We start from the raw sequence: 25274 nt of genomic DNA, 5'->3' as shown, positions 1-25274 counted from the left end.
AGCGGCTGTCCGGAGTCAGTGCGGGCGAGGCGCGTACATGATGACCGCCATGCCCGCGAGGCAGACCAGGGCGCCGACGACGTCGTAACGGTCGGGGCGGTAGCCGTCGGCGATCATGCCCCAGGCGATCGAACCCGCGACGAAGACCCCGCCGTACGCGGCCAGGATGCGGCCGAAGTTGTCGTCGGGCTGGAAAGTGGCGACCACGCCGTAGAGGCCGAGCGCGATGACGCCGGCACCGATCCAGATCCAGCCCTTGTGCTCCCGCACGCCCTGCCACACCAGCCAGGCGCCGCCGATCTCGAAGAGGGCGGCGACGACGAACAGGGCGACGGAGCGGGCTACGGTCATAACGGCCGACCCTACCCGCGGACCTCGGCCGCTACCTGCAGCGCCCGGTCGCGCCCGGGACCGCCCCCCGATGCGCCACCCGATGTCCGGAATCCGGCGGGAAGTCGTACCAAACCGGTGGGCGTTACTCCACGAACCCCGTAGTGACAGCCGGTGCGGTGCCCGATCGCCGAATCGCGGGATCCGAGCGGTAGCGGGATGCTCGCGCGTCCCGGGAGCGGTTCCGGAGATCGGGCGGCACCGGACGGGTTCGGATGGCCACGGCCGGGCGGCGCCCACAGCGCTCGCCCCGCCCGCGCCGGTGCGGAGGATGCGAACGAATGTCAGGCGGACCGGGGGCGACGGCACATCCGGCGGACGGGGAACCGAGGCAGGCGGCGGGCCTCGGCCCGGTCGACGCCGTGCACACGACCGAGGAACTGGCGGCGCTGCTGCGCCAGTTGCGCAGACGCGCCGCGCGCAGGGACGGCGGCGCACAGCCCACCTACCGTCAGCTGTCCGCGCGCACCGGCTGGGCGCACGGGGTGATCGGCGACTACTTCGCCGGCAAGACCCTGCCGCCGACGGACCGTTTCGACACCCTGGTCCAACTGCTCGGTGCCACCGGCCACGAGCTGCGGCAGCTGGCGACGGCCCGCGACCGGGTGGAGGAGACCCGCCGTGCCCGCCTGGCTCCGGCTTCCCACGGCCGCGCGGGCCCGCCCGGCACGGAGGACCCCGGTGCTCTCGTCCCCGTTCCCCGCCAGTTGCCCGCGGACATCCCCGAACTCCCGGGACGGAGCGGGGAGTTGCGCGCACTCGACGTGCTGCGTCCCGGGCAGCGGGGGAGCGGCCCCGTCGTGGTCGCTCTCGACGGCCCCGGAGGCGTCGGCAAATCGGCGCTGGCGGTGCACGCGGCCCACCGGCTCGGCGAGCGCTTCCCCGACGGCCAGCTCTACGCCGACCTGCGGGGAGCGCACCACGACGAGCGTCCCGTCCCGCCCGCCGCCGTTCTGAGGCGGTTCCTCGGCGCGCTCGGCGAGCCGAGGCCCTGCCCCGGCAACGAGGCGGACGCGGCGGCGGCCTACCGCACGCTGCTCACCGAGCGACGGATGCTGATCGTCCTGGACAACGCGCTGGACGCCGCCCAGGTGCGTCCGCTCCTGCCCGCGGCACACGGCTGCGCGGTCCTCGTCACCAGCCTCGGGGTCCTCGCCACTCTCAACGGCGCCGCCCACCTCCACCTCTCGCCCCTCGCACCCCCTGCGTCCGTCGAGGTCCTCGGTCTCTGGGCGGGTCCGGGGCGGCTGTCCGCCGAACGCGGCGCCGCCGAGACGATCGCCCACCACTGCGGCCATCTGCCCCTGGCCCTGCGGATCGCGGGCGCCCGTCTGGCGGCACGCCCCCGCTGGCCGGTACGGGAGCTCGCCGACCGGCTCGCCGATCCCGCGGGCCGCCTCGCGGAGCTGTCCTTCGCGGACCTGGACATACACGCGGCCCTGGACGCCGGCCACCGGGAGCTGCTGGCCAGAGGGCCGACCGGCCGCGCGGCGGCCCTCGCGCTGCCTCTGCTGGCGGCAGGACAGGGCGAGCTGACCGTCACGGAGGCGGCCGCGACGACCGGTGCGGCGGTGTCGGCGACCGAGGTGATCCTGGAGCAGCTGGTCGATGTGCAGCTCCTGGAGTCCCGCGCCCCGGGCCGTTACCGCTTCCACCCGCTCACCCGGCTGTTCGCCCTGCGATCGGCCGCCCGGAACACGGTCGTCGCCCGCGCGGCTGCACCGCCCGACGCGCAGTGGGCGGACTGACGGCGTCCGCGACGCCGGGCAGCCGGCGCATCCACGGCAGTTGCGGCCTCCGTGGCTGCCGCCGTCTTCAGTTCTGCGCTGCCGCCGCCCGGTACGGCCGGAAGAACGCCCGCAGTTCCTCCGCGTACAGCTCGGGCTCCTCGAACGGCGCGAAGTGCCCACCGCGCGCGGGCTCGTTCACGTACACGGCGTTCGTCGTGCGTTCCAGCCACGCTCTCGGCGGGCGGACGATGTCGCCCTGGAAGAGCGAGAAACCGGACGGCACCTCCACCCGGCGGGTGAGCTGCTCGGGCGGGAGCGCGCCGTTGGCGTGGTACATGCGCATGGACGAGCCGATCGTCCCCGTGAGCCAGTAGAGGGTGACGTTCGTGAGGATCTCGTCCTTCGTGAAGCTCCGTTCGACCTCGCCGTCGCAGTCGCTCCACGCCCGCAGCTTCTCGACGATCCACGCGGCGAGCCCGGCCGGCGAGTCGTTGAGTCCCGCGGCGGCGGTCTGGGGCTTCGTGCGGTGCACGGCGCCGTACGCGCCCTCGCTCGCGCCCCAGGCCGCGGCGTCCGCGAACCAGGCGCGTTCCTCGGGCGTGAGCTCGGCCGGGTCGCCGGTGAAGACGGGCAGCCCGCCGTCCATGCGGTGGACGGCCACGACCCGGTCGGGGTGGTCGAGCGCGAGATAGCGGCTCACGTGGCTGCCGATGTCCCCGCCCGCCGCACCGAACCGCGCGTAGCCGAGGACGTCCATCAGCTCGGCCCACAGACCGGCGACGCCGACGGAGTCGAGCGGCGGGCCGGAGGGACGGTCGGAGTAGCCGTAACCCGGCATGTCCGGCACGACCACGTCGAACGCGTCCGCGGGGTCGGCGCCGTGCGCGCCGGGGTCGGTCAGCAGTGGGACGACCTTCGAGTAGCGCCAGAACGAGTCCGGCCAGCCGTGGCTGAGGACCAGCGGCAGTACGGGGCCGGCCGGCGCGACGGCCCGGGAGTGCACGAAGTGGATGCCCAGGCCGCCGAGCCGGACGCGGAAGCGGGGCAGCCGGGCGAGCGCGGCCTCCTGCGCCGGCCAGTCGAACGTGTCCGTCCAGTGGGCGACGAGTTCACGGAGGTAGCCGACATCGGTGCCGAGGGACCAGCCGGCGTCCTCGGGGGCGTCCGGCCAGCGTGTCGCGCGCAACCGCGTACGGAGGTCGTCGAGCGCGGACGGCTCGGTGTACGGCGTGAACGGCTCCGGCCGAGGCGATGCGTCCGACATGGCACGCATGCTATCCGGGGCACGCCGGGCACGCGTGCGAGGCGGACCCCGGGCGCGAGCGGGTGCTCAGGCGCGCACAGCCTGTTCAATGGTGGGGTGGCAACTGATCAACGTGTCCATCCCGACGATCTGCAGGATCCGCAGCACGGACTCCTGCGCACCGGCGATGCGCAGCCAGCCCTGGGTGTCGCTCACAGCCTGGTACGCGCCGATGAAGACGCTGATCCCGCTGGAGTCCATGAAGGTCACACCGCTGAGGTCGACCACCGTCCGCGGATGCGCCACGTCGTCGGGCGGCAGCAGGGCCTTGCCGAGCATGTCCTTGACGGTGTGGTCGATCTCGCCGCGCACGGTCACGACACGGATGCCGTCGATCGCGGAGTGCTCGACGGAGAGCCGGCCTGGCTGATCCACGCTCTGAATGTTGGTCACCGTCTCCTCGACTGTGATCGGGTGCCCGGACTTGTCCCGGGCCACGAGATGCCCGGCCATTGTGCCCGAACGCTCCCGCTCCCGCACCCACACAGCTGTGCGGGAGAGCACATTTGTACGATGCATGAATGACGTGACGACGGGTAGCGGAGCGCCTGTGAACGGAGAATGAGGGCGATGTCGGTGGGATCCCACGACGACGGTGACGGCTGTACAGGGTCGGACAGACACATGATGCAGACCGGCTACGCCATAGGCGGGGACGACGGATGCATCGCCGAGGCCCGCCACCACGCCGCGGCCTTCCTCGAACAGGTCCGTACCGAGCACCACTCGTCCGTGACCGCCCGCGTGCTGGATCTGACGCAGCTGGTGGTCAGCGAACTGGTCACCAATGCCTGCAAGTACGCTCCCGGCCCCGTCCTGATGGAGCTTCGCGTCACGGCCGAGACCGTGGACGTCATCGTGTGGGACAGCGACCCGACGGTCCCCGAGGCGCATGCCGCCGACGCGGGCAGGGTCGGCCAGCACGGCCTGGAGATCGTCAAGGCGGTGGCCCAGGACCTGCAGATCGACAGTGAGCCGGTCGGGAAACGCATAACGGCCCGCATCGCCCTGACCGACCCGCGACAGTGACCGTGCCCGACAGCGACAGCGGCCGTGCCCCTGCCGTGGCCGTCCGTCCCGCCCCCGCACCTCGCTAAGGTCGGTCCGTGATCGCTACCTCCGCCCGGCTGCTGCGGCTGGTGTCCCTCCTGTCGAGCAGGCCCACCTGGTCGAACGCCGAACTGGCACGGCAACTGGACGTCACCGAGCGCACCGTGCGCCGGGACATCGACCGGCTGCGTGAGCTGGGGTACGGCGTCGAGTCGATCCCGGGACCGGGCGGCGGCTACCGCTTCGGCGCGGGCAACCGCATGCCTCCGCTGAACCTCGACGACGACGAGGTCTTCGCCGTGGCCGTGGCACTGCGGGAAGCAGCCCACGGCGCGGCGCTCGGCGCCGATCCGGCAGCCCTGTCGGCCCTGCTGAAACTGCGGCAGATCCTGCCCACCCGGATGGCGAAGCGTCTGGCCGGTCTGGACGCCACCGTCGAGCACACCCCGCGCTGCGAGCCGCCCCAGGCTTCGGCGGACGTGCTGTTGCTGCTGGCCTCGGTGTGCCGGGCGTCCGAGCGCACCACTCTCACGTACCGCGACATGCACGGCACCACCACCGTCCGGAGTGTCGATCCGCACCGCCTGGTCCATACCGGCGTGCACTGGTACTTCGTGGCCCGTGACGTCGACCGGGAGGCGTGGCGGACGTTCCGTGTCGACCGGGTGGTCGGTGTCGAGTCCAGCGGAGAAGTGGTCGAGCTGTCCGACGCCCCGGACGCCGCGCAGATGGTCTCCGACACCATCACCCGTACCGGCTACCCCTTCTTCGCCCGGGTCCGGCTCCCGTTGTCCTACGACGACGCCCGCCGGCTGGTGGCCCCCATCGTCGCCACCCACGAGGCCGACGGACCGGACGCGACGGTCATCACCATCGGCGGCTCCGATCCCGACCAGCTCGCCGGCTACCTGCTGAGCCTGCGCACACCGCTGGAGATCCTGTCCCCGGAGCCGGTGCGCGAGGCACTGCTCGCCCGGCTCGACGCCCTGTATCGCGGCAATCAGGCAGGCAGTCAGGGCCGTGACCCGGCCTCTCGCCCCCTTCCGGAGGAGCAAAGGTGACGTTCGAGGAGGGCTCCGGCAGCGTCCGGTACGAGATCAGGACCGTCACTGTCCTGATCTGCTCCTAGCCTGGAACGCAGCTCACCACGACCACCGCCGCCCGCCGCACCCCGCCCCGCAGACCGACAGTCCGAGCAGAGGGACCGCCATGCCGTTCGCCGACGAACTCATCGGCCGCCACACCGTCGACAGCCTCACCCGTGCCATTCGGACGGCCGCTCCGAAGGCCGGACTCACGGCGCTGCGTGCGGCGCCCGGGCTGATCGATCCGCTGTCCCTGCGGGAGCGCGCCGATCTGCTGCGCGACGCCCTGCTCGCGGATCTCCCGGGTGACTACGCGGCGCTGGCCCGGACCGTACGTACGGCCCGCGACGAGGCGCCGCAGTTCACCGGTTGGCTCATCTGGCCGGTCACCAGCGCGCTCGCCACCCGCGCGGTCCAGGAGGGCGGGACGGCGGCCTTCGACGACGCGATGGACCTGCTCGCGAGTCTCACCGGGCGGCTGTCCGCGGAGTTCGCCGTCAGGACCCTGCTGCGGCACGACCTCGACCGGGCCCTCGGCATCATCATGGGCGACTGGACGGGATCGGCCGACGCCGACGTGCGCAGACTGGCCTCGGAAGGCACTCGGCCCTACCTTCCCTGGGCGGTACGGGTCCCGGACATCCTGGCCCGTCCCGCGGTGACCGTGCCCATCCTGGACGCCCTCCACCGCGACGAGAGCGACTACGTACGCCGCTCGGTCGCCAACCACCTCAACGACCTCAGCCGCGACCATCCCGAGGCCGTCGTCGACACCGCCCGGCGCTGGCTGGAGAGTCCCGACGCCCCCACAGAGCGCCTGGTGCGCCACGGGCTGCGCACCCTGGTCAAGCGCGGCCATCCCGGCGCACTGGAACTGCTCGGTTTCCCTCCCGCGACCCTGGAGGTCGAAGGGCCCCGACTGGACGAGGACGTCGTCCCGTTCGGCGGCACGGTCCGCTTCACCGCCTCGATCCGCAACACCGGGGACGTCCAGGCGCGGCTGACGATCGACTACGTCGTGCACCATCGCAAGGCCAACGGCGGCCAGACCGGCAAGACCTTCAAGCTCACCACCCGCACCCTCGCACCGGACGAACGCATCGACCTCGTACGGGAGCATTCGTTCCGGCCCGTCACCACGCGCCGCTACCACCCCGGGCCGCACGCGGTGTCGCTCCAGATCAACGGAGTGACGACACCCCGCGCCGACTTCGAACTGGCGGCCCCGGACACGCCCTGAGCGGCCCACCGCACCTCATTGCCGGGTGCCGTCAGACGTAACCGGGCTCTCCGGACGCCAGCCGGGCCGGCGGCGGCAGCGGCGCGTGCCGGGGGCAGGCCTCGAACGCCTGGATGACGAATCCCGCGAACCGCCGCGAGGCCGTCACCTGGGCGGCGGTCGAGGCGGAGTGGATCCCCTTGTTGGCCATCAGCATCAGAACGAGGTCGTCCAGGACGAAGTCGGCACGCAGGCGCCCGGCCTCCTGGGCCCGCCGGGCCAGTCCGGCGATCGCTGTCACCGTGTACTCGCGGCCCGCGTCCACGTCCGTCGTGCCCGGGAACGTGGACATGAAGGCCTCGGTGAAACCCCGGTCGCGTGCGTGCAGTTCACAGACCCGCTCGATCACCTGGCAGAAGCCCCGCCAGGGGTCGGGGTCGGCGCACCCCTCGTCGACGATGTCCCGGCACGCGCGCAGCTGGTCCGCGAAGACCGCGGTGACCAGTGTCTGCTTGGTCGGGAAGCGGCGGTACAGGGTGGCGGGGCCCACCGCGGCACGGCGGGCGATCTCCCGCATCGGTACGTCCAGGCCCTCGGCCGCGAACAGCCGCCTGGCCGCGTCGAGGATGCGTTCGCGGTTGTCCAGGGCGTCGGACCGCAGGGTGTGAGGCAAATGATCGGTCACCGCTCTCACTTTACCCAAGTGGACGGGGGCGTCCGTTAGCGTCCGGCAGAGAAAGCAGCCGCCCAGGTCATCGGGGTGCGGCACACCGGTCCGAGCACGTGGAGACGACATTGAAGGCGATCGAGATCCGTACCTACGGAGGCCCCGAGGGGCTGACCGAGGTCGACCTGCCCACACCCGTACCGGCCGCCGGAGAAGTGGTGATCGACGCGGAGGCGGTGGGCGTCGGCGGTGTCGACACCGTGATCCGCAGCGGTGCTCTGGCCGCCTACGGTTTCCAGGAGGGGCATGTCCCCGGCAACGAGGTGGCCGGCACGGTCAGCGCGGTGGGCGACGGCGTCGACCCCTCATGGATCGGCCGACGGGTGTGGGGGTTCACGGGCACGGGCGGCGGTTATGTCGAACAGGCCGTCGTGCCGGTGGGGGAGATCCTCGCCCTCCCCGAGGACCTCTCCGCCGCCGACGCGGTGACGCTCGGCACCTCAGGAGTCGTCGCCCACTACGCACTGGCGCACGCCCGTTTCACCCCCGGCGAGGCGGTCCTGGTGCGCGGCGCGGCCGGCGGCATCGGCGTCATGGCCGTCCAGTTGGCGGCCAGGGGCGGTGCCGCCGCGGTGGCGGTCACCACCTCGTCTGCCGAACGCGGCACGCGGCTGCGCCAGTTGGGCGCGACCCATGTGCTGGACCGCTCCGGCGAGGGCGGCCAGGACGCCCCGGCGGGCTACGACGTCATCATCGACGTCGTCGCCGGCGCCGACCTGCCGTCCTTCTTCGACAGACTCAACCCCAACGGCCGCATGGTCGCCGTCGGCGTCGTGGCGGGCCAACCACCGGCGGACTTCGGTACGAGGATGCTGGCCTCGTTCCGCAAGTCGCTGTCCTTCGCCACCTTCAGCGCGGACACCGTCACCCCGGCCGACCGGCATGCCGTACGGGGCGAACAGTTCGCCGCGGCCGGGCGCGGCGAACTGGAGGCCGTCGTGCACGAACTGCTGCCGCTGGACCAGGCCGTACTGGCCCACCGGAAGATGGACGACGGCGAGGTCCTCGGCCGGATCGTGCTGACCCCGTAGCGCTCTCCCGGCCCTCTCCGCAGCCCAGCCCTCTCCGCGGCCGTGCCCTCTGCGCAGCCCTGCGTACGGAGCGAGCGCGTCGGCTCAGCCTGAGAAGCGCGTCGCGATCCGGGAGATGTTCGAGGTGTGACTGTGGGCCCTCATCAGCTCCTCGGCCCGTTCGCCGTTGCCGGCGGCGATGGCCTCGTAGATGATCCGGTGCTGTCTGTACCGCTCGTCGACCACCTTCGCGTGTGCGCCGCGCACCTCCGACAGGATGCTGTCCCGCCGCTCCTCCGAACCGAAGGCGTCGACGGTACGCAGCATCTGGATCAGGGTCGCGTTACCGCTGGCCAGGTCCACGACCATGTGGAACTGGCGCATGAGTGCCTGCATTTCCAGCACCAGGTCCCGCTCCGCGTCGGTGCCGGGTTCCGCGTCGCGCAGTTCGCCGCGCAGGGCGTCCGCCCTGTCCAGGCAGTCGGACATCTCGCGGCGCTGGGCCGCCGTCGACTTCTCCGCGGCAAGGCGGGCGGCGAGGGCCCGGAGCACGTCCTCCATCATGGTGAACTCGCGCAGCTCCTCCTTGCCGAACTGCGCGATACGCACCGACCTGGGCCCCGTCCGCTCCACCAGCCGGTCCTGCTCCAGGCGTCGCAGCGCCTCACGGACGGGGGTCGCGCTGATGCTCAGTGACTCCGCCAGGCCCCGCTCCGTGACCTTCTCCCCGCGCTTCAGGGCTCCGGTGACGATGGCCTCGCGGATCGCCGCGTACGCCTGATCGCCGAGGGTGACCGGGGACGAGAGCTGGGGGAGCAGAGCCATGCGGAACATGGTATTTGCTACAGCATCATTGTCAAACAGGTCGGCCGGACGGGCGGGCCGGTCGTGGAGAAGGCCGTCAAGAAACCGTCAGGTTCGGCGTGGGGCGACCGTCAAGTCCGCCCAGCAGGATCAGTGCCTCAACCACCTAACCCATGGGGGGAAGCAGGCATGGCAGCACTTCTGTACCGGCTGGGCGCATTCGGCGCCCGACGGTGGCGAACGATGGTGGTCGGATGGCTCCTGGCGCTCGGCGCGGTGACCGGTCTCGGCTTCTCGTTCGCCGGCTCCTTCGAGGACAGCGGTTCCATTCCCGGGTCACCGGCGCAGACGGCACTGACCAGGATGGACCGTCACTTCCCCTCCCCGGACGTCCAGTCCGCGGACATCGTGTTCCAGGCCCCGCCCGGCCGCAAGGTGACCGACCCCGAGCTGCGCGAGGCGCTGGCGTCCGGCATCGCCGCGATCGGCGACGTGCACGGAGTGGCCGAGGTCGGTGACCCGGCCGAGGACGACACCGTCTCCGAGGACGGCCGGACCGCGGTCGCCCAGGTCGCCTTCACGACGAAGAAGGACGACGACGTGCCCGCCGGCACGCTCGACGGGGTGAAGGAAGCGGGGGAGCGGGCCCGGCAGGCAGGTCTCACGACGGTCTACGGCGGTGACGCCTACGCGCCCTCTACCTCGCCCTTCGGACCTCCCGAGCTGGTCGGACTGGGCGTGGCCCTGGTCATCCTCGTCATCACCTTCGGTTCGCTGCTGGCCGCCGGACTGCCGCTGATCACCGCCGTCCTCGGTGTCGTCGGCACCATGGCGGCCATGATGGGCGCGGCCACCATGCTCGGGGTGAGCGACAGCGCGCCCACCCTGGCGATGATGCTGGGGCTGGCCGTGGGCATCGACTACGCCCTGTTCATCGTCTCGCGCCACCGGGCCCAACTCGCCACGGGAATGCCTGTGGTGGAGTCCGTCGCCAGGGCCAACGCGACCGCGGGCAGCGCGGTCGTCTTCGCCGGCGCCACCGTGGTCATCGCGCTCGCCGGACTCTCGGTGGCCGGTGTCCCGATGCTGACCTCCATGGGACTCGCGTCCGCGGGAGCCGTCGCCGCCGCCGTCGTGCTCGCGCTCGGACTGCTCCCCGCACTGCTGGGCATGTGCGGCCGCAGGCTCACCCCCAAGGCCGGCACACGCTGGAGTCGGCGCGCGGCACGGGCGCCGGGCAGGCCCTCCATGGGAGTGCGCTGGACCGAAGTCGTACTGCGCCGGCCGGTGCGCACCCTGATCCTCGGCACCGTCGCCCTCGTCGCCCTCGCCCTGCCGGCCCTGCAGCTCAAGCTCGCCCTGACCGACGAGGGCAACAGCCCCACCACGACATCGAGCCGTCAGGCCTACGACCTGGTCGGTGACGCCTTCGGCCCCGGGGCGAACGGCCCGCTCGTCATCCTCGTCGAGGACGACGACCCGAGCGCCGTCGCCACCACGGCCACCGCCGTCGAGGACAGGCTGCGGGACGTCAAAGGCATCGCGGACGTCAGCGGCGTCGACCTGGCCGAGGACAAGTCGGCCGCCCGCATCCGGATCATCCCCGACACCGGACCGCGTACCCAGGAGACCAGCGACCTGGTCGCCCGCCTGCGCACCGAGATGAAGCCCCTCGCCGCGTCCGGGGGCAGTTATGTGGCCGTCACCGGCCTGACCGCGGTCAGCATCGACGTCTCCGACAAACTCAGTGGCGCGCTGGTCCCCTTCGCGGTCGTCGTGGTCGGCCTCTCCCTGCTCCTTCTGATGATCGCCTTCCGGTCCGTCGCCATACCCGTCAAGGCCACCGTCGGATTCCTGCTGTCCGTCGGAGCCGCGTTCGGAGCCACCGTCGCCGTCTTCCAGTGGGGCTGGCTCGCCGGCCTGCTGGGGGTGGCGAGCACCGGGCCGGTGGCGGGCTTCATGCCCATCATCGTCATGGCCGTGCTCTTCGGACTCGCCATGGACTACGAGGTGTTCCTGGTGTCCGCGATGCGGGAGGACTACGTCCGCCACCGTGACGCCCGCGCCGCCGTCGTCACCGGAGCCCGCAACGCCGCCCGCGTGGTCACCTCCGCCGCCCTCATCATGATCGCGGTCTTCGTCGGCTTCCTGTTCTCGCACGACGCCGATATCATGCCGATCGCTTTCGCCCTGGCCTTCGGAGTCATGGTGGACGCCTTCCTGGTCCGTATGACGCTCGTGCCGGCGGTACTGGCTCTCCTCGGGGACCGGGCCTGGTGGCTGCCCCGGCGCCTCGACCGCTTCCTGCCCCGGCTCGATGTGGAGGGCGAGAACTTCCACACACCCGACGCCGCGCCCCCGGCCGCCGACAAGCAGCCCTCTGCCGTGAGCGGCTGACCGGCCCGTGCCGGTGGAACCCGGACCTGTGTCGACGGCCTTCGGGCAGCCCGACCCGCCCGTACAAGGAGCACGTATGAACGCCGTCGACGCATCCGGCACCACCGACCGGGTGCTGGTCATCGATGACGACCCCGGCATCAGACGCCTGCTGATCTCGGCCCTCGGGTTCGCCGGATTCGAGGTGGACGTGGCGGGCGACCTGACCGAAGCGCTCGAACAGGTCGCCCGCACACCCCCCGACGTGATCGTTCTCGACGTCATGCTCCCCGGCGCCGACGGCTTCGAGATCCTGCAGCTCCTGCGCGACCGCGGGATCGGGGTGCCGGTCCTCTTCCTCACCGCACGCGACGCGATCGAGGACCGGGTACGGGGGCTGCGGCTCGGCGGGGACGACTACGTCACCAAGCCCTTCAGCGTCGTCGAGGTCGGCGCCCGGCTGCAGGCACTGCTCCGGCGGGCCCGCAGCGGGGCGCAGGCCGCGCCCGAGGAGCCGGCGCTGTCCCTCGCGGACCTCGCGATGGACGACCCCCGCCACGAGGTCCGCCGCGCGGGCCGGCTCCTCGACCTGTCGCCCACCGAATACCGCCTGCTGCACTACCTCCTGAGCCACCAGGGCCAGGTACTGTCCCGCGCCCAGATCCTCGAAGCGGTCTGGCAGTACGACTTCGGCGGGGACACCGTCGTCGTCGAGCGCTTCGTCTCCAACCTCCGCCGCAAGATCGACCACGGCCACCCGCCCCTGCTGCACACCGTCCGGGGCGTCGGCTACACCCTCCGGGAGCAGGCCCGCACATGAGACTCCGCGACCGCCGCGTCTGGTCCTTCGCCAGTGTCCGTCTGCGTCTGCTGACCGGCCTGGCCGTACTGCTCGTGTCCGGACTGACGGCCAGCGCCGTCATCACCGGCTTCCTCCTGGAGGACTACCTGGACAGGCGCTACGAGAAAACCCTCGAAACGTACGCCGACCGGATCACCGAAGTCGTCGGACGCGGCCCGCAGACCGCCGACGCCGAGCAGCTCGGCACACTCCTCGGGCCGCCGCTGGGCCTGGTCGCCGTGGACGCCGACAACAAGGTGCTGCTGAGCACCGGTTCCGCGTCCTCGGTGGCCCGCCGGGTCGCCGAGCTGAGCACGACCGCCCCGGCCGGCACCATCGTCGACTACGACGGGCACGACGAGGAGCACGGCCTCGCGGCCATCCGTATCCCCAGCCCGGGGCTCACCGTCGACCGCGGGCCGGACGAAGCCGACGTACGACCGGCGGCGCTCGTCCTCACCGTGGACTCCTCGGTCGGCGACGGAACCGTCGCCGCGCTCGTCAAACGCCAGCTGATGCTGGTCGGATCCGCGTTGCTGCTCCTGCTGGGCCTCGCCGTCGTCGTCCTGCGGCTGGGGCTGCGGCCCCTGGCCCGGATGGCCCGTACCGCCGACGCCATCGCCGAGGGACACCTCACCGAACGGCTGCCGGCCACCCGCAACGGCAGCGAGACCGACCGGCTCGCCGAAGCGGTCAACCGGGCCTTCGACGCCCAGGCCCGCGCGGAGGCGACCGTGCGCTCCCTGGCGGCCGACACCTCCCACGAACTGCGCACCCCGCTCTCCACCATCTCGGGCTGGCTCGACCTGCACCGCCAGGGCGGTGTCTCCGGACCGGGCCTGGAGACGGCGCTCGAACACATCGAGAACGAGGTGGGGCGGATGCGGCTGCTCGTCGAGGATCTCTCCCTGCTCGCCCGCCTGGACGCCGGCCGTCCTGTCGAGCGGCACGAGGTCGACCTCACGGCGCTGGCCGCCAGCGTCGTCGAGGACGCCCAGATCATCTACCCCCAGCGCGACATCACCATGGCGCCCGCGCCCGAGGCGCCCGTCGTCGGCGAGGCCGGCCGCCTCCAGCAGGTGCTGCGCAACCTCGTCGGCAACGCCGTCCAGCACACGCCCGCCCGGACCGCCGTACGGGTCGAGCTCACCCGCGACCGCAAGGACGTCCACCTGCGCGTCATCGACGACGGTCCCGGTATCCCCGCCGAGGACCTGCCCCGTGTCTTCGAACGCTTCTGGCGTGCCGAGGCCAGCCGCAGCCGCGCCTACGGCGGTTCGGGCCTGGGCCTGGCCATCGTGGAGGCCATCGTGCACGCGCATCAGGGGCAGGTACGGGTGCAGTCCGAGGTGGGAGCCGGCACCACCGTCACCATCCGGCTCCCGCACGCTCCCCGCGGCGCAACTGGTTGACAATCATGCTGTAGCAAATACCATCTCTCCCGTGGGGTGATCCAGCTCCGTGGGGCGATGGCGGCCCCGCCCGGTCCTCGCCGTACACACCGCCTCGATCGGTGTGCTGACCCCCACGAATACCGATCCCTGCCTCTTCCGCCCGCATCCCGAGCCCCGCATACCAGCAGGCCGCGCAGGGTCGCGCATCCCGCGTCCCGCGCAGAATTCGACCGTCCATCTACAGCACTAGTGCTATAGCAAATAGTGGAGGATCAATGATGATCTCGCTCCCCAGGGCCAGGGTCTGTGCCCTGGCAGCCGCCTGCATGGTCGTACTGGCCGCGTGCGGAGGCTCCACGGGCACGGACGGGTCGGCGAAGCCGACGTCCTCGGTCGACGTGGGCAAGGCGGCCCCCGTCACCCCACTCGACGCGGCCACGGTGGACAGGGCCAGGAAGCAGGGATCGGTCCTCCTCTACACGAACGCGGACGCCGACCAGATGACACCGCTCACCAAGGCCTTCGAGGCGAAGTACGCCGGCATCAAGGTGCGCGTCCTCAACATGAACGACCCGCAGACCTTCCAGCGTTACGCGACCGAATCCGCCACCGGTGTCCGCACCGCGGACGTCGTGATGGCCACGGACGCGGTGGAGGTGCTGAACTTCGTCAGCAAGGGCAATGTCCTCGACTACAAGGACCCCAACCTCAAGCACCTTCCCGCCTACGCACAACTCGCCCCGGGTGTGGTCTCCATGTCGGAGGACCCGCTCGTCGCCGTCTACAACACCGCGCTCATTCCCAAGGACAAGCAGCCCAAGGACCTCGCATCCCTCGCGGCACTGTCCAAATCCCTCAAAGGGAAGATCGGGACCACCGACATCAGCAACCCCCATTCCTTCGGCGCGGTCAGCAACTACACCGCCGCGCACGGAGACGCGGGGTGGAAGAACATCGAAGCCCTGGGCCCGAACACCGGCGTCGAGTCGGGCAACGGCAACCTCATGCAGAAACTGGCCCAGGGGCAGTACCAGGCCACCTATTTCGTCGCCGGATCGGTCCGCGCGCTGATCGAGGGGGAGGAAGCGGCGAAGATCCTCAACTACACGTATCTGACGGACGGAACGCCGCTTCTCCCGAGGGCCGTCGCCGTCACCAAGAAGGCGAAGTCACCGGACGCGGGAAAGCTCTTCGTGAACTTCCTGCTGTCGGTCGAAGGACAGGAAGCCGCCTGCAAGGGCGGATTCACCCCGTACCGCGACGGAGTGGAATGCGCCTACGGCCTGAAGGCCGTGGAAAAGGTCGTCGGCGCCGACAACATGATGCTCGGCGGCTATCCCAAGGACATCGTCAAGAACAAGCCGGAGATCGTCGACCGCTGGAAGAAGGCGTACGGCCGATGAGCACTGTCCGACTCCGGCCGCCCCCGGCCCGTGTCCCCGCTTCACCGCCGAAAGGATCCCGGCGGCGCTGGATCTCGACCAACGCGAGTCACTACATTCTCTGGGCACTCGCCCTGCTGGTCATCGTCGGTTCCGTCGTCCCGGTCGTGGCCGCCGCGGTGTGGTCGACCCCGCTGTACGCATCAGGCGGGCATCTGACGTGGGACAACTTCGACGCGCTGCTCACCGACCGCACTTGGTGGACCGCGGTCACCAACTCGATCCTGTTCGCCGCCCTCAACACCGCCGGATCCATCGTCGTCGGCGTGACGTGCGCGCTGTTCCTCACCCGCACCGACGTTCCCGGACGCCGCGTACTGACGACATTCCTGCTCGTTCCGATCGCGCTGCCCGGACTCGTCCTCATCATCGGCTGGGCGGCCATGTGGACCCCGGCGGGATTCGCGTCCTCCTGGCTTGAGGCGAACACCGTCCTGAGCATGCCGGTGAATCTCTACAGCATTCCCGGTATGGCCATGGTCGCGATGAGCGTGGCCTCACCCACCGTCTTCCTGCTGTGCCGCGGCACGCTGCTGTCGATCGACCCGTCCCTGGAGGACGCCGCCCGTACGTCGGGGGCGAGTCCGCTGCGCAGCCTGCTGTCCGTGAGCCTGCCGCTGATGCGTCCGGCGATCACGAATGCGGCACTGCTGGTCTTCGCCCTCTCGATGGAAGTACTGGGGCTGCCGCTGATTCTGGGATTCTCCAGCAAGATCAGTCTGATCTCCACGTATCTCTACGACCACTGGGTGAACGACTCCCAACAGGGATCGGTGTCCGCCGGCGCGGTGTTCCTGCTCGTCACGGTCTCCGCACTCCTCGTACTGCGGAACCGGCTCGTGGGGGATACCGCACGCTTCACCACGACCACCGGAAAACCCACCGGTGTCCGCGTATTGAAACTGGGTCCCGCGCGCTGGTTCACCGCGGCCGCGATCGCCTTCTTCCTTCTCGTCTTCGTGGTCGTACCGCTGGCCGGAGTCGTGCTGGCGGCCTTCACCTCCATCCTGTCGCCCTTCATCTCCCCGTGGAGCGTGCTGACCTTCAGCAATTTCTCCGCCGTGTTCGAGAATCCGCTCTACACCGACTCGATCGTCAACAGCCTTCTCATCGCGGCGGTCGGCGGGGCGCTGACGACTCTTGCCATCGCCGTTCTCTCGGTGATCGCACACCGTTCCCGATTCCGTTTCCGCGGATCCCTGCAACAGGGCATGCTCTGGCCGCGCATGATGCCGGCGCTCGTCACCGGTATGGCGTTCTTCTGGAGTTTCGCTCTCCTCGACAGGTCCGGGGCCATCCGCGCCAGCCTGTGGGGAATCGGTATCGCGTTCGCCGTCAGAAGTCTCGCCCTCGGCTACAGCGCCTTCTATCCGGCGCTCGCCGGAATCGGCGCCGACCTCGACAACGCCGCCCGTACCTCGGGTGCCACCTGGTGGACGGCGATGCGCACCGTCGTCCTGCGACTCGTCGCACCCGCCATGGGCGCCTCATTCGTGCTGCTTTTCGTGGCCATGCTCAACGACGCCGAACCGGCGGTCTTCCTCGTCACCGACGAGACCCCCGTACTCGGCCTCACCATGCTGCAACTCGCGGCAACAAGCATCGGCGGGACCGTCGCCGCGTTGGGAGTCATCCAGATGGTCATCACCTTGGTCGTCCTGGGCGCCGGCCGCGCCCTGCTGGGGGTGCGTCCTCGTGCCTAGTCTCCAGCTGAACAAACTCACCAAGCGATTCGCTCAGCACACCGCTCTGCACGAGGTGTCACTCACCGTCCGGGACGGCGAGATATTCACCCTGCTCGGCCCCAGCGGCTGCGGAAAGTCCACCACCCTGTGGTCGATCGCGGGCCTGCACCGGCCCGACTCGGGCAGCATCGCGTTCGGCGACCGCGTCGTCTTCGACCACGGACGCGTCAACATCGAACCGGAACACCGCAATTGCGGTGTCGTGTTCCAGTCCTACGCCATCTGGCCGCACATGTCGGTCGCACAGAACGTGGGGTATCCCCTCAAGCTCCGCAAGACCCCCCGGGCCGAACGCGACCGCCGGGTGCGCGAGGTCCTCGAACTCGTCGAACTGGGCCGCCACGCCGGCCGATACCCCCACGAGCTGTCCGGCGGCCAGCAGCAGCGGGTCGCGCTGGCCCGCGCCCTCGCCCACCCGCCCGACCTGCTGCTCCTGGACGAACCCTTCTCCAACCTGGACGCCAAACTCCGCGACCGCTCCAGGCAGTGGCTCAAGACCCTCCAGACCCAGGTCGGGGTCACCACCGTGTTCGTGACCCACGACCAGGACGAGGCCCTGTCCGTCAGCGACCGCGTCGCCGTCATGGACCAGGGGAAGGTACGCCAGGTCGGCACCCCCACCGAGATCTACGAGCACCCAGCCGACCTGTTCGTCGCCGACTTCGTCGGAACCGCCAACATCCTGGCCGCCACGGTCGTCGAGGCGGACGGCACCCATGCGGTGCTGCGCGTCGACGGCGTCGGCGAACCACTGCGGGTGCCGCACACGGACCGGCGCCTGGGGCCGGTACGGATCTGTATCCGCCCCGAGAACATCGAGATACAGCGCGGTGGAGGCGAGGCGGGCCGACCTCTCGACACGCTGACGGCGAAGGTCGACAACCAGGCCTACCTCGGCGATCACTACCGGTACACCATCCGCATCGGCGGCACCCCGGTGATCGTGACCACCACGCGCCCGGCGACCACCGGCGAACTCACCGTCAGCCTTCCGCCGGAAGACATCCGCATCTTCCACGAGGAAGCCGACTCCAACGAGGAGAACCACCATGCCCCCGTCCACTGACTCCGTCACGCGAGTCGGAATCCTGACGCCGTCCGGCATGCTCGGCGCCGGCTTCACCCCGGAGAGCATCGAGCGCGGCCTGACACTCGGCCCGGACGTCATCGCGGTCGACGGCGGATCCACCGACTCCGGACCCCACTACCTCGGCGCCGGGGTCGCGAAGACCACCGCCGCCGCGGTGGGCCGCGATCTGCGCATCCTCCTCAAGGCCGCCGCCACCGCGGACATCCCCCTCATCGTGGGCTCCTGCGGCACCAGCGGCACCGACTCCGGCGTCGACTGGGTGGCGGGGATCGCGGAACAGATCATGGCCGAGGAAGGCCTCGGCCTGAAGATCGCCCGGATCTACAGCGAGCAGGAGGCCACGTTCCTCAAGGACGAACTCGACGCGGGACGGATCCACCCCCTGGCCCCGCACGGCCCTCTGGAGCCGGAGACCCTGGAGAGCTGCACGCACATCGTCGGCATGATGGGCCACGAGCCCTTCGTCGACGCCATCCGCGCGGGCGCCCAGGTCGTCCTGGCGGGACGGGCCACCGACACCGCCCTCGCCGCCGCGGTCCCCCTGATGCTCGGCATGCCGGCCGGACCCACCTGGCACGCCTCCAAGATCGTCGAATGCGGCGGACAGTGCACCACGGACCCGCGCGCCGGTGGTGTCTTCGCCACCATCGACCAGCAGGGATTCACCATCGAGCCCCTCGACCCGGCCAACGCCTGCACACCGATCTCGGTCGCCGCACACATGCTGTACGAGACCGCCAACCCGTACCGGATGCGGGAACCGGCGGGCACGCTGGACGTCTCCGACGCCACCTACACGGCACTGGACGAGCGCCGGGTACGTGTGGAGGGATCCCGCTTCGAGCCCGCCGAGCAGCACACCGTCAAACTCGAAGGAGCCAGGGTCACCGGCTACGAGACGCTCTCGTTCACGGGCATCCGGGACCCGTACATCGTCACCCACATCGACCGCTGGGCGGCGCTCCTGCGCGTCATCCTCACCGAGCGCGTCAGCCAGACCCTCGGCCTGACCGACGACGACTACGGCCTCGACATCCGCCTCTACGGCCACAACGCCATTCTCGAAGACATCGACCCCGACTCCGGCCCGCCCCGCGAGGTCGGCGTCATGCTCCTCGTCAACGCGCCCTCGCAGGCCACCGCGACAGCCATCGCCAAGGTCGCCAACCCGCTCATGCTGCACCTCCCGCTGCCGGAGATGGAGTACCTGCCCAGCTTCGCCTTCGCCACCTCACCGGCGGAGACCCAGCGCGGGGCGGCCTACGAGTTCGTCCTGAACCACGTCGTCGACGTCGACTCGCCCACCGGCATGTTCCGTATCCAGCACTCCCGCGAGGTCACCCATGTCTGAGCAGGCCACCCGTCAGCCCGTGCTCGGCGACTACGCGAGCGAGATCCGCTCCAAGAACGCCGGACCCTTCTGGGTCACCATGGAGACGTTCATGAAGGACAGCGCCGGTTACGCCGTCGCTGCCGACGAGTCCTTCCTCAACGAGGCGGTCGTCGCCGACCTGTACCGGGTCGACGCCGAGCAGGTCCAGATCTTCCGCATCCCGGCGCTGAACGTCGTGAAGATCTCCTTCCCGCGCCCCGTCACCCAGGCCAGCCTCCGCGACCGGGACATCCACGCCGGCCAGCACCACGTCCCGCTGGCCGCCTTGAAGGTGCCCGACCGGCTGACCCGGGAGGACCTCGTCCCGATCCCGGAGGAGAAACTGATCTTCCGGCTCCCGACCGTGTTCACCGACTCGGCCGCCGAGCGACGTCATCGCAAGGAACGCCTCGCGGGCGCCCTGCGCATCTTCGGCCGGTTCGGGTTCGAGGAAGGCGTCGCCGGACACATCACCGCACGCGACCCGGAGTTCCCCGACCACTTCTGGGTCAACCCCTTCGGCGTGTCCTTCAAGCACGTGAAGGTCAGTGACCTGCTGCTCGTCAACCACCAGGGCGATGTGGTGCAGGGACGCCACCGGGTGAACCGGGCCGCCTTCGCCATCCACGCGGCCGTCCACGCGGCACGGCCCGACGCGATCGGCGCCGCCCACAGCCACTCGGTGTACGGCAAGGCGCTGTCGGCGACGGGCCAGCGGCTCGAACCGCTCACCCAGGACGCCTGCGCCTTCTACGAGGACCACGGCTGCTACGAGAACTACTCGGGCGTGGCCGACGACCCCGCGGAGGGCCGGCGTATCGCCGAGGCACTGGGCGGACACAAGGCGGTCATCCTGCGCAACCACGGCCTGCTCACCGCGGCGGGCTCGGTCGACGCCGCCGCGTACTGGTTCATCACCATGGAACGCTCGGCCCAGGCCCAACTCGCCGCCAAGGCCGCGGGACCCACGATCCGGATCCCGCACGAGGAGGCCAAGCACACCTACGGGCAGGTGGGCTACGACCTGGCGGGCTGGTTCCAGTTCCAACCGCTCTTCGACCAGATAACCCGCACGGACCCGGACCTCTTCGGCTAGCGCCCGCCCGCCGCCCGTTGTCGTAGGTAGTCGGCGGGCGGCGGGCGGCGGGCGGCGGGCGGTGGTGGATCCATGCGACACCGTGTCTCCCGCCCGCGCAAGCGAGCGCCGGCCGTCGGACTCGCGCTGATCGTGGCCGTACTCGCGCCCGCGGGCTCCGCCGACGCGGCCGATCCGTACGAGTGGGCCGAGGCTGACCGACCGCCCCGACCCCGGCCGCAGGTACCCCGGCGCCGTGCCAAGGAGCCCCGGCCGCCGCGTCAGTTGACGGTGAACCGGGCCCGTCCCTCCAGCGCCGCCACGAGTTCGGCGGCGCCCGCCAGGCCCGCCGCGCGGCGGGCCTGTGCGGTCTGGCCCGCGAGGTGGGAGTACACCGTGATCCCCTCGATGTCCCGCAACGGACTGTCCGCCGGGAGGGGTTCGCGCGTCACCACGTCGAGCGCCGCACCCGCGATGCCGCCCGTCCGGACCGCGTCGGCGAGCGCCCGCTCGTCGACGACGGCTCCGCGTGCGGTGTTGATCAGCACGGCCGTCGGCTTCATCCGCGCGAAGGCGGCGGCGTCGAACATGCCGCGGGTTCCGTCGGTGAGCGCGGTGTGGATCGACACGTAGTCGGAGACGGCCAGCAGTTCGCCGAACGGGACGAACCGCACCCCGAGGTCAGCGCGCAGCCCCTCGGGAACACCGGTGGTGCACACCACGTCCATCCCGAACGCCCTGGCCAGCGGTACGACGGCCCGAGCGGCCGCGCCGAAGCCGACGAGGCCGAGTGTCGCCCCGCGCAGCTCGTGCCCGTCCTCGCGCGGCCACCCTCCGGCCCGCACGCCCGTCGCGCTGTGGACCAGCCGGCGCGCGGAGGCGAGCAGCAGGCCCAGCGTGTACTCGGCCACCGCGTTCGCGTTGATCCCGGGCAGGTTGCTCACGCCGACACCGAGCCGGCGCGCGGCCCCGATGTCGATGGAGTCGTACCCGACCCCCGTACGCACCACCACCCGCAGCCGCGGAGCACGGGCCAGTACCCCGGCGGTCAACGGCTCGTTCGCGACGAGTGCCGCGTCGATCCCGGCGAGCGCGGACACGAGTTCCTCCGGATCGCGCCGTCCGACCATCGGGGCGTGGCGTGTCTCCAGACCGGCAGCGCGGAGGTAGTCGTCCACCTCGTCGCCGGGACGCAGATAGTCAGTGGTGATCAGGACGCGTGGCACGCTCCGCCTCCTCCTCCGCCTTCGCGCGGCCGGCCCCGGCGCCGATCCGGCGTGCGACGGCCGATCCGAGCGCCGTCGTCGTCCCGTTCCCGCCGAGGTCCGGCGTGAGGACGTCCGGCTGCCCCTCCAGAACCGACTCGACGGCCGCGACCATGTCAGCCGCCGCCGCGGCCTCGCCCAGGTGCTCCAGCATCATCGCGCCGCTCCAGATCTGCCCGACGGGGTTGGCGATGCCGCGCCCCGCGATGTCGGGCGCCGACCCGTGCACGGGCTCGAAGAGGCTCGGATGGGTCCGCTCCGGGTTGATGTTCGCACTCGGCGCTATCCCGATCGTGCCGGTACAGGCTGGACCCAGGTCGGAGAGGATGTCACCGAACAGGTTGCTCGCGACGACGACGTCGTACTGATCGGGCCGCAGCACGAACTTGGCCGCCAGGATGTCGATGTGGTCCTTGTCGGCGGACACCCGCGGATAGCGCAGCGCCATCTCGCTCGCCCGCTCGTCCCAGTACGGCATGGAGATCGAGATCCCGTTGCTCTTCGTCGCCCAGGTCAGCTGCCTGCGCGGCCGGGAGTCGGCGAGTTCGAAGGCGTAGCGCAGCACCCGGTCGACGCCGACGCGGGTCATCACGGTCTCCTGCAGTACGGTCTCGCGCTCGGTGCCCTCGAAGATCCGTCCGCCGATGCTGGAGTACTCGCCCTCGGTGTTCTCGCGCACCACGTAGAAGTCGATGTCTCCCGGACCGTGGTCGCGCAGCGGACCGCGCACGCCCCGCAGCAGCCGGACCGGCCGCAGATTGACGTACTGGTCGAAGCCGCGGCGCAGTTGTAGCAGACTTCCCCACAGCGACACATGGTCGGGGACGACCTCGGGCCAGCCGACCGCTCCGAAGAAGATCGCGTCGAAGCCCCCCAGCACCTCGCGCCAGTCCTTCGGCATCATCTCCCCGTGGCGCGTCCAGTAGTCGGCGCTGGCGAAGTCGAACTCCTCCACGTCGAGGACGAAGCCGTACGCGTCGGCCGCGGCGCGCAGGCACCGCAGCCCCTCGGGAACGACTTCCCGGCCTATGCCGTCCCCGGGCACGGCGGCGATGCGGTAACGCTGTGGCACGACTACTGCTCCTTGGCTGATCGGGTGTGCGGCTCTTCACGGCTCTTCACTCTGTGCTCCTGCGGGGCCGACCACAATGGGTGCCGAGGCAACCTAGACTTGCCGCACAAGAAAACGGGCCCGGACGGGAGACGGCATGGACTCGGACGGGAAACCCATGAAGTCGTCCGTCGACGACCTGAGGTTCTTCCAGGTCGTGGCAGCCGGCGAGACCCTCACGGCGGCGGCGCGCCGGCTCGGCTGGTCCCTACCGGTGGTCAGCAAACGGCTCAGCGCACTGGAGAGCCGTCTCGACGTGCGGCTCGTCCAGCGGGGCACCCGCCGACTGGTGCTGACCTCGGAGGGCGCCCTGTACGCGAGCGGGCTCGACTCGATCCTCGACCGGCTCCGCGAGCTGGAGGACCTGGTCACCGAACGGTCCGGGGAACTGCGCGGCGCGCTGGTCGTCCAGGCGACCCTGGGCCTCGGGCGGGCGCATGTCGCCCCGCTGCTCGCGGAGTTCGCGGCGGCGCACCCCCAGCTCCAGGTGCAGCTGAACACCTCGGCGTTGCCCCTGCGCCCGCACCGGCGGACCTTCGACGTGGCCGTCCACGTGGGCAGTCCGCCGGACTCCTCGCTGCGGATGCGCCGGCTGGCGGAGAACCGCCGGGTGCCGTGCGCGTCGCCCTCGTACCTGGCACGGCACGGCGCGCCCACCTGCGTGGAGGATCTGGCCCGGCACGACTGCATCGTGCTGCGGGAGAACGAGGGGGACTACGCGCTCTGGCGGTTCGGTGACGTCAGCGATCCGCGCCATGTCCGGGTGAGGGGTCCGCTGCAGAGCAACGACGGGGACATCGTGACCGGCTGGGCGCTGGAGGGCCGAGGCGTGATCATGCGCTCGGAGTGGCAGGTCCGGCCCCATATCGAGCGCGGTGACCTGGTCCGCGTACTGCCGCACATCCCTACGCCCGCGGCCGACATCTACGCGCTGCTGGAAGACGACGGGCATGTTCCCCGGCGGGTTACGGAGCTGATCGAGCACCTGGCGGCGCGGCTGCCGGGACGGCTTGCGGCGCGGTCGGCCTGACGCGACTGTTTCCGGCAGGGAAAGGTTGGGTTGCCCCGGATGTGACGTATCGCTTGCACAGGGCGGTCGGCAGCCGTGCCGTGACTAGCCGTGTCGCAACAGGACGTCCTCGGTCAGGTCGGGGAGGGGGCGCCCCGTTCCCAGGGCCGTGGAGCGCAGCCGCGCCAGCGCCTCGGCGGGCGTGATGCCCAGCCGCTCGGCCATCACGCCGGTCGCCACATGGGTGCGCTGCCAGTGCGCGTCCAGCACGGGGGTGATCCGCGCGGTGAGCAGGATGAGCGCCGCGGCCCGTACGGCCAGCCTGGCGGCCTCTTCCGCCTCGACCCCCAGCGGACCGGCCTCGAAGCGCAGCATGTCCGCCGTCCCCAGATGCGCATGGCCCTCCACCAGCGGAAACGCGTAAATGGCACCCACCGTGGACAAGCGTTCCCGGGCGAGGGGGCCGAACAGGGGCCACGGGGTCACGGAGCCGTGCAGGTCCTCGACCATGAGCGGCCGGCCGATCGCCGCGGCCGACACACAGGGCCCTTCGCCCACCTCGAACTGCAGCTCCTCCAGACGCTGGGCCGCCGAACTGGTGGCGTACAGCATCCGCCGGTGCGGTGTCTCGGTCCACAGGGCCAGAGTGACGGCGTCCACCGGCAGTTCTTCGCACAGGGCCTCGGCCACCCGCTGGGCCATCCCGCGCTCGTGGTCGGGGCCGGTGGCGGCCCGGACCACCGCTTCAGCGGGCCACGGGTCGGCAACCATGTCGGCCTCACTCTCCACGCGGTTCCCCGGAGCCCCCGCCGGAACGGGGTGCCCTTCGGGTTTCCGCACAGGAGGCTTCTAAACGGAAGACGCCCTCCGCCCGTTCCGCGGTCACCGCGGTCACCCCGGGTCATGTCACCGGCCCTGCTTCCGATCACCGCCGCTCCTCCTCTACGCTCGGCGCAGGCGCAGTCGGGTTCTCGACCGCACCGCAGGCTCCCGGCCCCCGAGCCCTGACCGACTGTCACGGCCGGCCGGAGCCGCATCGCCGACATCGTCCGTGGCTCCGGCCCTGCCCTCCTGGCGCGTCGGCGAGGCAACTCCCGCCGTCTGGCCCTGCTGCCAGGAGGGCCATTCGCACGGCGGCCCGAGCCGCCCGTCCCCGTCGAAGCGACGTTCCGGCGACGTTGCGGCCACCATCCGGAGGTTCTGAGCAGGCGTCCCTTGGTGCAGGAGTGGCTGAAT

Annotated in this window: 22 protein-coding genes and 1 pseudogene; 15 read left to right on the top strand and 8 right to left on the bottom strand. The window is 70.9% G+C overall.

Annotated elements, in window-relative coordinates:
* Nucleotides 1-15: 15 nt before the first annotated feature.
* A complete protein-coding gene (locus ACFWGJ_RS05565; RefSeq protein WP_387321272.1) occupies nucleotides 16-351 on the bottom strand; it encodes a YnfA family protein in 336 nt (111 codons plus the stop codon).
* A 320-nt stretch (nucleotides 352-671) separates the two neighbouring features.
* On the opposite strand from ACFWGJ_RS05565, the gene ACFWGJ_RS05560 reads away from it, so the two are divergent.
* Nucleotides 672-2138, top strand: a complete 1467-nt coding sequence (locus tag ACFWGJ_RS05560) for an NB-ARC domain-containing protein (protein WP_387321271.1) — start codon at nucleotides 672-674, stop codon at nucleotides 2136-2138.
* A 67-nt stretch (nucleotides 2139-2205) separates the two neighbouring features.
* Here ACFWGJ_RS05560 and ACFWGJ_RS05555 read toward each other — a convergent pair whose 3' ends face one another.
* Both ACFWGJ_RS05555 and ACFWGJ_RS05550 read right to left on the bottom strand, forming a co-directional pair.
* The gene (locus tag ACFWGJ_RS05555) at nucleotides 2206-3384 is read right to left on the bottom strand and encodes an epoxide hydrolase family protein (RefSeq protein ID WP_387321269.1); all 1179 of its coding nucleotides are present in this window, start codon (nucleotides 3382-3384) and stop codon (nucleotides 2206-2208) included.
* 66 nt (nucleotides 3385-3450) lie between these two features.
* Nucleotides 3451-3927: an STAS domain-containing protein gene (locus ACFWGJ_RS05550; RefSeq protein ID WP_387321268.1), complete on the bottom strand. Its 477-nt coding sequence runs from the start codon at nucleotides 3925-3927 to the stop codon at nucleotides 3451-3453.
* Nucleotides 3928-3999: 72 nt separating this feature from the next.
* Here ACFWGJ_RS05550 and ACFWGJ_RS05545 point away from each other — a divergent pair, with 72 nt between their 5' ends.
* The 3 genes from ACFWGJ_RS05545 (at nucleotide 4000) to ACFWGJ_RS05535 (ending at nucleotide 6798) form a co-directional block, all read left to right on the top strand.
* Nucleotides 4000-4452, top strand: a complete 453-nt coding sequence (locus ACFWGJ_RS05545; RefSeq protein ID WP_387321295.1) for an ATP-binding protein — start codon at nucleotides 4000-4002, stop codon at nucleotides 4450-4452.
* A gap of 77 nt (nucleotides 4453-4529) precedes the next feature.
* The gene (locus tag ACFWGJ_RS05540) at nucleotides 4530-5534 is read left to right on the top strand and encodes a helix-turn-helix transcriptional regulator (RefSeq protein ID WP_387321267.1); all 1005 of its coding nucleotides are present in this window, start codon (nucleotides 4530-4532) and stop codon (nucleotides 5532-5534) included.
* A 148-nt stretch (nucleotides 5535-5682) separates the two neighbouring features.
* On the top strand, nucleotides 5683-6798 hold the full coding sequence (locus tag ACFWGJ_RS05535; RefSeq protein WP_387321266.1) for a DNA alkylation repair protein: 1116 nt from the start codon (nucleotides 5683-5685) through the stop codon (nucleotides 6796-6798).
* Between the two features lie 31 nt (nucleotides 6799-6829).
* Here the strand turns inward: ACFWGJ_RS05535 and ACFWGJ_RS05530 are convergent, their stop codons facing one another.
* On the bottom strand, nucleotides 6830-7462 hold the full coding sequence (locus tag ACFWGJ_RS05530) for a TetR/AcrR family transcriptional regulator (RefSeq protein WP_387321265.1): 633 nt from the start codon (nucleotides 7460-7462) through the stop codon (nucleotides 6830-6832).
* Between the two features lie 110 nt (nucleotides 7463-7572).
* On the opposite strand from ACFWGJ_RS05530, the gene ACFWGJ_RS05525 reads away from it, so the two are divergent.
* Nucleotides 7573-8535 carry a zinc-binding dehydrogenase gene (locus ACFWGJ_RS05525; RefSeq protein WP_387321294.1) on the top strand — a complete coding sequence of 321 codons (963 nt, stop codon included), beginning with the start codon at nucleotides 7573-7575 and terminating at the stop codon, nucleotides 8533-8535.
* 84 nt (nucleotides 8536-8619) lie between these two features.
* Here the strand turns inward: ACFWGJ_RS05525 and ACFWGJ_RS05520 are convergent, their stop codons facing one another.
* Nucleotides 8620-9339 carry a GntR family transcriptional regulator gene (locus tag ACFWGJ_RS05520; protein ID WP_387321264.1) on the bottom strand — a complete coding sequence of 240 codons (720 nt, stop codon included), beginning with the start codon at nucleotides 9337-9339 and terminating at the stop codon, nucleotides 8620-8622.
* Between the two features lie 168 nt (nucleotides 9340-9507).
* On the opposite strand from ACFWGJ_RS05520, the gene ACFWGJ_RS05515 reads away from it, so the two are divergent.
* From ACFWGJ_RS05515 to ACFWGJ_RS05475, 9 genes and pseudogenes are all read left to right on the top strand, one after another.
* Nucleotides 9508-11715 (top strand): MMPL family transporter, encoded by a 2208-nt coding sequence (locus tag ACFWGJ_RS05515; RefSeq protein ID WP_387321262.1) that lies wholly within the window; start codon nucleotides 9508-9510, stop codon nucleotides 11713-11715.
* A gap of 76 nt (nucleotides 11716-11791) precedes the next feature.
* Complete coding sequence (locus tag ACFWGJ_RS05510; protein WP_387321261.1) at nucleotides 11792-12514, top strand: response regulator transcription factor; 723 nt, start codon at nucleotides 11792-11794, stop codon at nucleotides 12512-12514.
* Nucleotides 12511-13947 (top strand): ATP-binding protein, encoded by a 1437-nt coding sequence (locus ACFWGJ_RS05505; protein WP_387321259.1) that lies wholly within the window; start codon nucleotides 12511-12513, stop codon nucleotides 13945-13947. Before ACFWGJ_RS05510 ends, ACFWGJ_RS05505 begins: the two co-directional genes overlap by 4 nt.
* 257 nt (nucleotides 13948-14204) lie before the next feature.
* Complete coding sequence (locus tag ACFWGJ_RS05500) at nucleotides 14205-15332, top strand: ABC transporter substrate-binding protein (RefSeq protein ID WP_387321258.1); 1128 nt, start codon at nucleotides 14205-14207, stop codon at nucleotides 15330-15332.
* Complete coding sequence (locus ACFWGJ_RS05495) at nucleotides 15329-17074, top strand: ABC transporter permease (RefSeq protein WP_387321256.1); 1746 nt, start codon at nucleotides 15329-15331, stop codon at nucleotides 17072-17074. Before ACFWGJ_RS05500 ends, ACFWGJ_RS05495 begins: the two co-directional genes overlap by 4 nt.
* Nucleotides 17067-18182 carry an ABC transporter ATP-binding protein gene (locus ACFWGJ_RS05490; protein ID WP_387321254.1) on the top strand — a complete coding sequence of 372 codons (1116 nt, stop codon included), beginning with the start codon at nucleotides 17067-17069 and terminating at the stop codon, nucleotides 18180-18182. The genes ACFWGJ_RS05495 and ACFWGJ_RS05490 overlap by 8 nt, the downstream gene beginning before the upstream one ends.
* Complete coding sequence (locus ACFWGJ_RS05485; protein ID WP_387321252.1) at nucleotides 18166-19557, top strand: acyclic terpene utilization AtuA family protein; 1392 nt, start codon at nucleotides 18166-18168, stop codon at nucleotides 19555-19557. The genes ACFWGJ_RS05490 and ACFWGJ_RS05485 overlap by 17 nt, the downstream gene beginning before the upstream one ends.
* Nucleotides 19550-19855 (top strand): annotated as a pseudogene (locus ACFWGJ_RS05480) (DUF4387 domain-containing protein); the annotation flags it as partial. The gene ACFWGJ_RS05485 and the pseudogene ACFWGJ_RS05480, both read left to right, overlap by 8 nt.
* A gap of 27 nt (nucleotides 19856-19882) precedes the next feature.
* Entirely contained in the window at nucleotides 19883-20674 is a 792-nt protein-coding gene (locus tag ACFWGJ_RS05475) for a class II aldolase/adducin family protein (protein ID WP_387321293.1), read from the top strand.
* A gap of 260 nt (nucleotides 20675-20934) precedes the next feature.
* Here ACFWGJ_RS05475 and ACFWGJ_RS05470 read toward each other — a convergent pair whose 3' ends face one another.
* Nucleotides 20935-21879: a phosphoglycerate dehydrogenase gene (locus ACFWGJ_RS05470; protein ID WP_387321250.1), complete on the bottom strand. Its 945-nt coding sequence runs from the start codon at nucleotides 21877-21879 to the stop codon at nucleotides 20935-20937.
* Entirely contained in the window at nucleotides 21854-22990 is a 1137-nt protein-coding gene (locus tag ACFWGJ_RS05465) for a tartrate dehydrogenase (RefSeq protein ID WP_387321248.1), read from the bottom strand. The genes ACFWGJ_RS05470 and ACFWGJ_RS05465 overlap by 26 nt, the downstream gene beginning before the upstream one ends.
* A 136-nt stretch (nucleotides 22991-23126) precedes the next feature.
* Here ACFWGJ_RS05465 and ACFWGJ_RS05460 point away from each other — a divergent pair, with 136 nt between their 5' ends.
* Nucleotides 23127-24059, top strand: a complete 933-nt coding sequence (locus tag ACFWGJ_RS05460; protein ID WP_387321246.1) for a LysR family transcriptional regulator — start codon at nucleotides 23127-23129, stop codon at nucleotides 24057-24059.
* An 84-nt stretch (nucleotides 24060-24143) separates the two neighbouring features.
* On the opposite strand, the gene ACFWGJ_RS05455 is transcribed toward ACFWGJ_RS05460, so the two are convergent.
* Nucleotides 24144-24809 (bottom strand): GAF and ANTAR domain-containing protein, encoded by a 666-nt coding sequence (locus tag ACFWGJ_RS05455; RefSeq protein ID WP_387321244.1) that lies wholly within the window; start codon nucleotides 24807-24809, stop codon nucleotides 24144-24146.
* Nucleotides 24810-25274 lie beyond the last annotated feature (465 nt).

The sequence above is a fragment of the Streptomyces sp. NPDC060205 genome (assembly GCF_042728395.1).
Lineage (GTDB): Bacteria > Actinomycetota > Actinomycetes > Streptomycetales > Streptomycetaceae > Streptomyces.
This window is presented reverse-complemented; position numbering and strand designations above follow the sequence as displayed.